Annotated in this window: 10 protein-coding genes and 1 pseudogene; 7 read left to right on the top strand and 4 right to left on the bottom strand. The window is 37.9% G+C overall.

What is annotated here, in order from left to right; all coding sequences use genetic code 11:
• Positions 1–171 precede the first annotated feature (171 nt).
• Together N523_RS0110440 and N523_RS0110445 are read right to left on the bottom strand one after the other, a co-directional pair.
• Positions 172–1,389, bottom strand: a complete 1,218-nt coding sequence (locus N523_RS0110440; RefSeq protein ID WP_028835964.1) for a TolC family protein — start codon at positions 1,387–1,389, stop codon at positions 172–174.
• Positions 1,390–1,472: 83 nt separating this feature from the next.
• The gene (locus tag N523_RS0110445; protein ID WP_028835965.1) at positions 1,473–1,823 is read right to left on the bottom strand and encodes a hypothetical protein; all 351 of its coding nucleotides are present in this window, start codon (positions 1,821–1,823) and stop codon (positions 1,473–1,475) included.
• Between the two features lie 165 nt (positions 1,824–1,988).
• Between N523_RS0110445 and N523_RS0110450 the strand changes: the two genes are divergently transcribed.
• The 4 genes from N523_RS0110450 to N523_RS0110470 all read left to right on the top strand — a co-directional run bounded on the left by N523_RS0110450 (position 1,989) and on the right by N523_RS0110470 (position 8,742).
• Positions 1,989–2,888 carry a cation transporter gene (locus N523_RS0110450; RefSeq protein ID WP_002962256.1) on the top strand — a complete coding sequence of 300 codons (900 nt, stop codon included), beginning with the start codon at positions 1,989–1,991 and terminating at the stop codon, positions 2,886–2,888.
• A 455-nt stretch (positions 2,889–3,343) separates the two neighbouring features.
• A complete protein-coding gene (locus N523_RS0110460) occupies positions 3,344–4,636 on the top strand; it encodes a TolC family protein (RefSeq protein ID WP_002962255.1) in 1,293 nt (430 codons plus the stop codon).
• Positions 4,637–4,706: 70 nt separating this feature from the next.
• Positions 4,707–5,603, top strand: coding sequence for an efflux RND transporter periplasmic adaptor subunit (locus N523_RS0110465; RefSeq protein ID WP_002962254.1), 897 nt, complete (start codon positions 4,707–4,709; stop codon positions 5,601–5,603).
• Positions 5,604–5,613: 10 nt separating this feature from the next.
• Positions 5,614–8,742, top strand: a complete 3,129-nt coding sequence (locus N523_RS0110470; RefSeq protein ID WP_002962253.1) for an efflux RND transporter permease subunit — start codon at positions 5,614–5,616, stop codon at positions 8,740–8,742.
• 84 nt (positions 8,743–8,826) lie between these two features.
• Here N523_RS0110470 and N523_RS0110475 read toward each other — a convergent pair whose 3' ends face one another.
• Entirely contained in the window at positions 8,827–9,714 is an 888-nt protein-coding gene (locus tag N523_RS0110475; RefSeq protein ID WP_002962252.1) for a cation diffusion facilitator family transporter, read from the bottom strand.
• Positions 9,701–10,431 (bottom strand): annotated as a pseudogene (locus N523_RS19010) (transglutaminase-like domain-containing protein). Before N523_RS19010 ends, N523_RS0110475 begins: the two are co-directional and overlap by 14 nt.
• Before the next feature lie 78 nt (positions 10,432–10,509).
• Between N523_RS19010 and cadR the strand changes: the two are divergent.
• From cadR to N523_RS19660, 3 genes are all read left to right on the top strand, one after another.
• Positions 10,510–10,899: a Cd(II)/Pb(II)-responsive transcriptional regulator gene (cadR, locus tag N523_RS0110485; protein ID WP_002962247.1), complete on the top strand. Its 390-nt coding sequence runs from the start codon at positions 10,510–10,512 to the stop codon at positions 10,897–10,899.
• Between the two features lie 51 nt (positions 10,900–10,950).
• Positions 10,951–11,319 (top strand): MerR family transcriptional regulator, encoded by a 369-nt coding sequence (locus N523_RS0110490; protein ID WP_028834999.1) that lies wholly within the window; start codon positions 10,951–10,953, stop codon positions 11,317–11,319.
• A 102-nt stretch (positions 11,320–11,421) separates the two neighbouring features.
• On the top strand, positions 11,422–11,661 hold a 240-nt coding region (locus N523_RS19660), incomplete at its 3' end, for a MerC family mercury resistance protein (protein ID WP_327077832.1).

Below are 11,661 nucleotides of genomic sequence, written 5' to 3' on the forward strand. Positions count from 1 at the left end.
CCAGTTCCATCTGACGACTGTGCAAAAGCATCATGATTTGTAGTAAACCCAACTAACAGGCTGCTAATTACTACGGCTAAAAATTTTTTACTAATTACTGTATTCATTTTTGTAACCTATATTTTTAATAAATTTAAGATTTCGTTTTTCGCTACTGAAAAAACAAAGCGCTCAAATCTCAAATTTGGATAACTGACCCATACTTAAAATGAAGGATATTTCTGCAAGCTTGAATTGATTTTCCAAACGTATTCCTGCATGAAGCCCTTCCGCACGTTGATTTAATGCAAGTAAGTAGTCAGAAGTATTAATATCACCAGCTTCCCAGCGCTTATTTAATAAGTTTTCGCTGCTATCTAATCTGCCTTTTGTCAGTTTTTGCCATTGCTCATAATATTTTCTACTGACATTAAGCGATTCATAATTAGCTTTTGCTTCAAAAGACTGCTTTCGATATACCGACTGAAAATTCGCCTCGGCTGCAATGGCTTCTGAATAAGCGGCTTTAACATTATCTGTATAGTTATTTCTGATGTTTAAAGGCATTGAAAAAGTCACACCAACCAAGTCTTCATCTCCACTTTTCCCTGCGCTAACGCCAATGGTTGGATTAGCTTTAGATTCCATAGTGGTTAGTTGAGCTTTAGATTGTTGTCCCTTCCATTTCGCTCTAGCAAGTTTAACTTTTGGATGTTCCTCAACCCACTGGGAGTTAAATGAGTAGCTTGTTGCTCCAAAAGTAAATGAAAACAAATTGGTAGTATTAGGCGTCCAATCAGGCAATAACTCCTGAACCTTTACCTCTGCATTTTTCAAAGCAATTTGAGACTCAGATATTTCACTAAAAATTTGCGACAAGTTTAAATAGACTAGCTCAGCGTCAAGTGGCTCTAGAAGTCCAGCTTTTCGTTTGTCTTCAACAATTCCAACGAGCGTTTGCAATTGCTCTTCTCTTTCTGAAAGTAACTGAGCAGCTTTTTTTGCTGCTTGCCAATTAACTAATGCAGTTAAGGCATTAGCCTTTTTAGAATCGAGTAGAGATAACAATTGTTGCTGGTTTGCATAAACATCAATTTCACCAATGGTTTTATTTGTTGATTGCTTATCCCAAAAATCTATCGTTTGACTGATACCAATAGAGTAATTATCAAAATCACCTTCTTTTTCATAGCTTGCTTCAAGCTCTGGGTTATATACGGCTTGAGTTAAGCTTTTGGCTCTATGATTACTTGCATTAAGTAACTCTTTAGCCGCAACAACTTCGGGATCTTTATTTATTTGACTATCTAGCCATGAAATACTTTTCTGTTTGGCATAAGTGGCAACTGAAAAACTCACAGCCATACATAAAGACAGGACTAAACCTGCATTTTTTAAATATATATACATAAAAATTCTTAATTTTAAAATTAATAAACACGAAACCTTTATCCATTATTAAAGGATAAATAGGTCATTAAAAATTAATCTAATTAAGAAATGGGCGGACGAAGTATCGCTTCAAGAAAGGTACTTGTTTGATCAATTTGATAAGGCGTTTTATTGATAATGTTTAGTTTGCCCGTGGTATTTGAATTACTGACTAAAATCCAAGATAAGTGGCTGCCACTGCAATGACCGCAGTGATGACAATCTTTTTCATTATGCTGCTCATCACCTACATTATCATTTGAGACATTTCGATCATCTGCATGATCATGTTGAGTTTGAAGGTGCTCTATATCTATTTGGTGATTCTCAGATGTTGAGGATGCTACAGCAGTTAACGATTGTAAAACAATCGAAATAACCAAGAGCATTTTTAGTACAACATTAAGGTTCAAAGTTATCACCAGTTAAATATAGTATTTAAAATACTAGCAGAAACTATTTTCTTAAACTAGCTTTTCAATTCAGTTTCCACGCTTTTACATTAAATAATTTTTTATTTGACTCTATAGCCACTATAGATTTTATACTTATTTTAATATTATTACGGAGTGTTAAATATGTCAGAAAAATGTAGTGGTCAGTGTCAATCATCTTCTACCAATGAAGATGTAAAAATTGATACACAATTAGATAACTATAGTGGCGCGTTTGTCAGTACATTTAAAGTACCTCAAATGGACTGTCCTTCAGAAGAGAGATTGATTAGGTTAGCACTTGACTCAATTGAGCCTTCAGTTGGGTTGCAATTTGATATTCCTAGCCGTTTAGTCAAGGTTTTTCATGATGAAAATTTAGATGAGATAACAAAAAAATTACAACAACTCAATCTCGGTGCAGAGTTGGCATCAACTAAAGAAAGTTGCAGCACCGAAGCTGCAAAAGCAAAAGATCTAGCCCAAAAAAATGAGATGAAAGAAGCATCAACGCTAAAATGGTTGTTAGCCATTAATGGAGTCATGTTTTTTATAGAAGTAATTGCTGGGATTATTGCGCAATCTGCTGGCCTTATTGCCGACTCATTAGATATGTTTGCTGATGCTGCTGTTTATGGTTTAGCTATATATGCTGTCGGTAAAAGCATAAGCATGAAACTTAGAGCGGCACATATATCTGGTGTACTTCAAATTATTCTAGCGCTAGGTGCTTTGAGTGAAGTCGTAAGACGCTTTATTTACGGTAGTGAACCTATCTCTTCTTTAATGATGATATTTGGTGGAATAGCACTAATCGCTAACATTGCTTGTCTGTTTTTAATATTTGGCAACAAAGAAGACGGCGCTCATATGAAAGCGAGTTGGATTTTTTCCGCAAATGACGTAATCGCAAACGTAGGTGTAATCTTAGCTGGCTTATTAGTTACAGTAACTAGCAGCCGTTATCCAGATTTAGTGATTGGTTTGATTATTGCTGTTGTCGTTTTAAACGGTGCTCGCCGCATCTTACAGCTAAAGTCTTAAGTAGAAAGTAGTTAAAAGAATGCACCCGTCATATTTTAAACCATATATATCATACGTGATAATGATTTTAATCGCGGTGCAGTCTGTGTTTTTTTCGCAAGAAGAGATTGAAGGAAACTTAATTGAAAGTTCTTTTAATATATCACTAACTGAGTCTATTACCCCGCTAAAAGCTCCTGAAAGCTCTAATTTATTTGAGGAGGGTAATAGCCAAACTTTAATTGATAATTGTAATTTTTGTTGCTGCTGTCAGTTATTTTTAAATACAGATTCTTCTTGTAATATTTTACAAGCAATAGAATATTTCCCTACCTACGCCTTAGTTTCCCCTGAGCTAAAAGGCTATATCTCGGTGCCATTCCGCCCACCTAAATACGCCTAAATTTTATAGAAAATTAAGAAAGGTCAAATGTTAATGACCTAAATATCACATATAAATTTATAGGAAAGTATACATGGCACTTAATACCTGTGTGCATCGCAAGATAGCAATTTTAAGGTGTGTAACACCTCGGCTTAAATATATCGCGTTTCTCGCTTTGTCACTTTTTACATTTAATGTTTATGCCTTTGAGAAGCAGTTAAACCTTCAAGAGGCAATTCAGTGGACGCTTAAACAAAATCCAGAACTTAAAATATTTGATTTCAAGCAAACGGCATTAATTGGACGAGAACAAATCGCAAGTTTAAATCCTGCTTATGAACTAGAGCTTGAAGCTGAGAACTTTGCAGGCTCAGGTGAATTTAATACATTCGACAGTGCTGAATTAACAGTCGCTCTATCTTCGGTTATCGAAATGGGAGATAAACGCTCAGCGCGGATTGGAATTGTTTCAAAATCAAGAACACTACTCACTGCTGAAAAAGAAGTCTCTGCGCTTAATTTAATGGCTCAAGTCACTGAGAAGTACGTGGAAGTACTTGCAGCCCAACAAAGAGTTATATTGGCAGAAAATGCTTTGAGCTTAGCACAAGAAACCTTAGAGATTGTATCTCAGCGTAACCGCGCAGGTGCTACTCCTGAGGCTGAAGTGAAACGCTCAAAAGCAGTTATTGCTCAGGCTAACCTCACCCTTCAATCTGAACAAAAGCGCTTGGAATATCTAAAGCTTTCTTTATCAGCTTACTGGGGAGAAACATCAGTGTCATTCTCTAGAGTAACTGGAGATCTGTTTCAGTTTGGCAATGATAGTGATTTTAGTAGTCTCTTTGCGAAATTAGAGAAAAACCCTGCTATTCAAGTTTATGCAAGTGAGCAGCGACTAAAAGAGGCCGAGTTACAGTTGGCTAAAACAGAGTCAACGGCCAATATCAAATGGTCTGTTGGTGTTAGGCGCTCTCAAGAAGCCAATGATACGGCACTGGTCGCTGGCTTTAGCTTACCTTTGTTTGCTGAAAAGCGAAATTCTGGCGCAATCGCTAGTGCGCTAGCAGAGCGTGACCAAGTTGCCATAGAGAAAGAGGCGACTAAGTTAAGATTTAGAAATCACTTACTACGAGCATACTCCAATAGAAAACAAGCCATATTAACAGCTAATTCATTAAAGCAGTCGGTTATCCCAATGCTTGAAGATGCACTGGAAGATACTCAAGACGCCTATCAAAAAGGTCGATATGGATATCTTGATTATGTATCGGCTAGACAAGAGCTGTTAAATGCTCGGCGAACCCTTATTGACGCGGCATCTGCTGCCCTAATTTATGGCGCAGAGATAGAAAAACTAACAAACGAAGCGCTGTCACTCTAAATAAACATCACTTTAAGTTTAATAACAATTTATTGATTCAGTGATTAACTGAATCGTTTAGGAATTCAAAATGAAAAACTATTTACTCGCACTATTGATTTTTATTGGGTATCTATCACCCATTCAAAGTGTTTTCGCTAGTGAAGATGAACATGAAGGCGAAGAAGGCATAAGCAAAATCGACAATAACATGGCAAAAAAGGTTGGTGTTGAAACAGCCTATTTAGCTTCAAAAACGTTGAACCAAACTATCCCTGTATACGGCTCTACGACGATAGGCGCTGAACAATTATTTCAAGTTAGCGCTAGATATAACGGCGTTATAAAGACAATAAACTTCACTGTTGGTGATACGGTAAAAAAAGGCGATCTATTAGCCGTTATTGAATCTAATGAGAGCTTAAATACTTATAAAATAACATCGCCTGTTTCTGGGACTGTTTTACAGCGAAATGGAAATATTGGCGGTATCACGCAAAACACTAGCTTGTTTGAAATCGTCAAATTTGACACCTTGTGGGCTGAATTTAAGGTGTTTACCAGCCAATATAATCAAATCAAAGTCGGTCAGCATGTTGATATTGAGCAAGGTGAACACGCATTCAGTTCAGTCATCACTAATATTATTCCAGCTAAAGATCAGCCTTATGTTTTAGCACGGGTACGATTAAACAACACTGAGTTAAAGCTAACGTCAGGTCAATTATTAAAAGGCAACGTAAAGATAAACCAATTTGAGGTGGATTTAGCGGTCGAGAAAGTTGCCATACAAGAGCTAGGTGGACAATTAGGTGTCTTTGTAAAAGAAAATGAAGAGTACGAGTTTGCACCACTTGTCCTTGGTCGTTCAGACAAAAACTATATCGAGGTCATTGATGGCCTCAGTAAAGACGCTGAATATGTAAACAAAAACAGTTATCTGATTAAAGCAGATATCTTGAAATCTGAAGTAGAAGACGACGATTAGGAGACGCAATATGATTGAATCAATTTTGCGTCTTGCAATAAATAGGCGCTATTTAGTATTAAGCTTGCTGATGGTAATCATCGGCGTTGGTATGTGGAGTTATCAAAAACTTCCCATTGATGCTGTTCCAGATATAACAAACGTACAGGTACAAATAAATACCTCTGCCCCCGGTTATTCACCTTTAGAAGCGGAGCAAAGGGTAACTTTTCCAGTAGAAAACGCATTAGCTGGACTACCAAAGCTGTCTCACACCCGCTCTCTTTCAAGATATGGTTTATCCCAGGTGACCGTTATCTTTGAAGAGGGAACCGATATTTATTTCGCACGCAACTTAATCAATGCAAGATTAGCTGCGATAAAAGGCGTTATTCCCTCTGGCTTAGAGCCAGAGATGGGTCCTATTTCCACAGGGCTTGGTGAAATATTTATGTATACCGTACAAGCTTCTCCTGACGCTAAAATGCCTAATGGAGAGCCTTATACCGCTATTGCCTTAAGAGAAATACAAGACTGGATCATTAAACCGCAATTGGCTCAAGTTAAAGGCGTCATTGAGGTCAACAGCATCGGCGGCTATAACAAGCAGTATCATATAACGCCGAAACCCGAAAAATTACTTTTTCATCAGGTAAGCTTTGAAGACGTTTCTGATGCATTACGTAAAAATAATGATAACCGTGGCGCGGGTTATATTGAGCAAAACGGACAACAAGTGTTAGTGCGCTCCATCGGGCAACTTGCGACAATGGATGAAATCCTCAATGTCATCATCAAAAAGAACGATGGTATTCCTGTAAAAATAAGTGATGTTGCCAATGTTGCTATAGGCAAAGAACTTAGAACAGGGGCTGCTACTCGTAATGGCATTGAGACAGTGCTTGGTACAACCATGATGCTGATTGGTGAGAATTCTCGCACCGTTGCTTTAGAAGTGGAACATAAGCTCAGCGAAATACAAAAATCTCTGCCAAAGGGCATTACCGCAGAGCCTGTTTACGACAGAACAACGTTAGTAGATAAAGCGATTGCAACCGTTACCAAAAACCTCGTTGAAGGTGCGCTTTTAGTTATTGTTGTGTTATTTATTCTACTTGGAAATTTACGTGCAGCTCTCATTACCGCTGCTGTTATCCCTATTTCCATGTTAATGACAATCACAGGTATGGTGCAAGCAGGAGTATCTGCCAATTTAATGAGTCTCGGCGCATTGGACTTTGGCTTGATAGTGGACGGGGCTGTAATCATCGTTGAAAACTCTGTCCGTAGGTTAGCACAGGCCCAACACAACGGTCATAGGCAAGACTTAAGAGAACGCCTAAATACCGTTTTTGAAGCCACTTCAGAAGTGATACGTCCAAGCTTGTTTGGTGTGGCAATTATCACTGTTGTTTACATCCCCATTTTCACGCTAACTGGCGTTGAAGGGAAAATGTTCCACCCTATGGCGGCAACTGTCGTTATGGCGTTAATTTCCGCAATGATCCTTTCAGTTACACTGGTTCCTGCTGCTGTAGCTGTGTTTATGAAAGGTAAAATCAGCGAAAAAGAAAGTGTAGTTATTCGTTCAACCAAGTCTATTTATGAACCATTGTTAAAAATGGCGATGAAATTTCGTTGGATTATTGTTTCATTCTCAACGCTGTTAATGGGGTATAGCCTTTGGTTAGCAACTACGCTTGGGACAGAATTTGTTCCTCAATTAAATGAAGGTGATATTGCACTACAGGCATTAAGAATTCCATCGACTGGCCTAGAGCAATCAGTAGAAATGCAAGAAGTACTTGAGCAACGTATTAAAGCGTTTCCTGAAGTTGATAAAGTATTCTCGCGCATTGGCACACCAGAAGTAGCAACCGACCCAATGCCACCGAGTATTGCTGATATCTTTGTTATTTTAAAACCACGTAAAGAATGGGCCGAACCTTCAAAACCAAAAAGTGAATTAGTTGAAGAAATGGAAAAAGTACTGAAAAACATTCCAGGCAACAACTATGAATTCACTCAGCCTATTCAAATGCGTTTCAATGAATTGATTTCTGGCGTTAGAGCTGATGTCGGCATCAAAATATTTGGTGATGATTTGGATCGGTTATTACTTACCGCAAAAGATATTCTAAATATTGTGAAAACCGTGGATGGTGCCGCTGATGCTCGAATAGAACAGGTCACAGGTGTTCCATCTTTATCAGTAATTCCTAAACGAGAAGCGCTTGGTAGGTATGGATTGAACGTTACCGAATTGCAAGACTGGGTTGCCACTGCGATTGGCGGTGAATCTGCGGGGATCATTTATGAAGGTGACAGACGGTTTGAGTTAGTTGTTCGCCTACCAGAGCAAATAAGAACGGATATCGATAGCTTGAAGCATCTGCCGCTTCCACTTGAGAATGGTAACTATGTGCCAATTGAAGAAGTTGCAGAGCTTAAATCAGAGTCTTTACCCGCGCAGATTAGCCGAGAGAACGGAAAAAGAAGAGTTGTGGTTACCGTCAATGTTCGTGGTAGAGATTTAGGCGGTTTTGTAAAAGAAGTTAAAGCTAAAATTAATCAGGAAGGAGAAATTCCAGCAGGATACTGGCTTGATTATGGTGGAACGTTTGAACAACTAGAATCAGCAAGTAAGCGATTAAGCCTAGTTGTACCGATAACATTGGTTGTTATCCTAGGTATTTTGATTATAGCATTTGGTTCATTAAAAGATGCATTAATCATTTTCAGTGGCGTGCCTTTAGCATTAACAGGGGGCGTATTTTCACTTTATTTAAGAGACATGCCCTTATCAATTTCGGCAGGTGTCGGCTTCATTGCATTGTCAGGTGTCGCAGTATTAAATGGCTTGGTTATGTTGGCTTTTATTCGAGATCTTTGGCATGAAAAAGGCGACCTATACGTAGCGATCATTGAAGGTGCCATCATTCGTTTAAGACCTATTTTAATGACGGCACTGGTCGCAAGTTTAGGTTTTATTCCAATGGCGTTAAACACTGGAATTGGTGCAGAAGTACAACGACCACTAGCAACAGTTGTTATCGGCGGTATTGTATCTTCTACCATTTTAACTTTGTTTGTATTGCCTATTTTATATCAATGGGCGCATGGCGCTGAGAGTAACAAACAGCAATCCGACGAAATCTAAAAGCAAAAAAGCAGCTTAATTACTAAGTTATGCCTAATTAAGCTGCTTTTTATATTGTATGCTCCAAAATTTTATTGATAAAACTTACTCTGCTTCATCCCTACAATTTTCATTTAAAAACTCAAACTCTATCGTCGTATGCGATAAATGATAGGAAGATAATTTAGCTGCAACCTCTTGTTTAAGCTTAATTAATTCTTTAACGTCAAAGTTGTCACTCAGCTCAAGGTGCGCTGTTAAAACGTGACTTTCACCATCCAGTGACCAAAAATGCATATGGTGTATACCATTTACTTCAGGAAATTCAATTAATGACTGCTTAATACGCTCTTGGGTCTCTTTATCGGGTGCAGCTTGAAGAAAAAGCACCAATGTTGATTTAAGATTTTTGAAAACGTTAAATAAGATAAACAGCGTAAACCCTATTGATAATAGAGGATCTAATATCGGCAGTTCAACGAACAACAATACAATAGAGACTATAAGAACGGCAACCCAACCGAGTACATCTTCAAGTAGGTGCCATGTCAGCACTTTTTCATTTAGTGTTTCACCCGCTTTTAATTTGAATACCGCATAACCATTTACGGCAACACCGAGTATGGCTAGCCCTAACATCCCCTCAACTACAGGCATTTCAGGATTGGACAGCTTAGGTATTGCTTCAAATAAAACCCAAATAGAGCCGATAATCAAAACAATACTATTTACCAATGCACCAAAAAGTGTAAGTCGGCGATAACCATAGCTGAATTTGTCTGATGCTTCTTTATCTGAAAAACGACTTAAAATCCACGCAAAACCTATTGAAAGACTATCACCAAGATCGTGAACGGCATCCGCCATTATCGCCGTACTGTTTGTGAGCCAACCACCTATAAATTCGATAATGGTAAATATCACATTAAGGAAAAATGCCCAACCAATCCGGTCGTCTTTACCATGCTGATGACTGTGACTATGGTTGTGCATTTTGTACCTCCAGTACTTTTTTATTTCTTATTTTTGATACATTCATATTAATCAAATGTCGGATCACTCGTTGATACAACCAACGTTTTACACCTGATAGATTAGTACCTTTTTCGAGATAGAACTTATCTGGTGAATCATAAAGCCCAAAGTCGTCATGAATACCTTCTTTTTGAATATAGGTATCCTCTCCACGCCAATCCGTACCGGGTGAAGATAAGCACTTTGTTGCAACACCATAACCACAAAACTCATCTTTTGCTTGGCTAAATTTCTGCTGTAGTGAGCTTAAGTATTGCTCATCCAATATAAAGCCCTCTAAGTTTATCCAACGCCCTTCAAAGTAAACTTCTACCCAACTATGAATGATGTATTTAGGTGCTAACCAAAATACAAGCTTAGGATAGCACCTTTTTATAGTTGCTGATCAATGGTAAAACCTTGGAAACGACACTGGATACCTAGTCCACGCAATAGTGCCATTAACAGATTACCCTTAGTATTACATTGTCCATAACCATCTGCTAGCACATCGCTTGCTGAAATATCATCACTCTTGTTATAGCCAAACATTATTTCATCTTTTACAAACTGATAAGCGGCACCAATTTTGTTGAAATTATCCAAATTTTTCCACCCTCGTTGATCGATCAGGGATTGGATATCTTTGTGTTCAAAATTAACGATATTCGTATTGTTTAAATATTTCTCAGTCATTTTTATATATCCCTTTCGTTGCATACCTATACTATAGATCCTATAGTAACTATAGAGTCAAATGTCTGGGGGAAATTGATGAAAATAGGCGAATTGTCAAAAAAATCGGGCTGTTCAATACAAACGATTAGATATTATGAAAGAGAAGGATTACTGTTAAATCCAAACCGTTCAGAAGGTAATTTCAGGCTGTATGATAGTAAAGCACTTAAACAATTGGAATTCGTAAAGCATTGTCGCAGCCTAGATATATCACTCAATGATATTAAACGTCTTATCGAATTAAAAAATAAGCCAGAAGAAAGCTGCTCTAGCGTTAATGCATTAATTGATCAGCAACTTGCACTAGTGAATAAACGTATGAAAGAATTAAGGGCGCTTAAAGCTGAATTACAACAGATGGCAAGTGCTTGTGGTTCAGACAATACAATTGAAGCGTGCGGCATCATCAAATCATTGGATAGCTAAACTAAATATAACTTTAGATTAGTAGTATTCACAAAGGCAATAATGTAAACCATTGGCAAATTAGCACAATCATTAAATTTAAATGTAGAAACCATTCGTTTTTATGAACGAGAAGGGCTGATTACACAACCTGAAAAACCAATATCTGGTTATAGACAATATGACGAAACAATAGCAGGACAACTTAGGTTTATCACAAAAGCCAAAGCGCTCGGCTTTACGTTAAGAGAAATAAAATCGCTAATGTCTATGGACAGCAACTGCACTCAAGTTGAGCTATTAAGCCGACAAAAGTTAGCAATCATTCGAGACAAAATTAATGACCTTCAACGTTTAGAGAAAGTAATTGTGGATATGACAAATACCTGTATGCAAAACGAAGATCCAACACATTGCCCCATAATTGATTCATTAAAATGATTGACTCCGTACTTATATACGGAGTTTAGAATGATGGTAATATCAACCAATAGACTTTCAAATGATAAATAAAATATTAGACAGAGTAGGCTCTAGTGGCGTTTGGCTAGCGGCACGGCCTGCTTCCCTGCATTAAGGTCACTTGCATCGGCATTAGGACTAGGCTTCTTCTCTCACTTCGAAGGAATAGCTGTAAATACGCTTTTACCTATTTTTGCATCTTTGGAACTATTGGTAAACTTATACAACTGGCACAAAAATAAAAACCATACCAGAGCTGTCTTCAGCATTCTAGGGCCTGTAGCAGTGCTATTAACGCTTTATCCTCTTTGGCTATATGAT

The sequence above is a fragment of the Pseudoalteromonas sp. 23_GOM-1509m genome, assembly GCF_000518425.1.
In the GTDB taxonomy this organism is placed as follows: domain Bacteria; phylum Pseudomonadota; class Gammaproteobacteria; order Enterobacterales; family Alteromonadaceae; genus Pseudoalteromonas; species Pseudoalteromonas tetraodonis.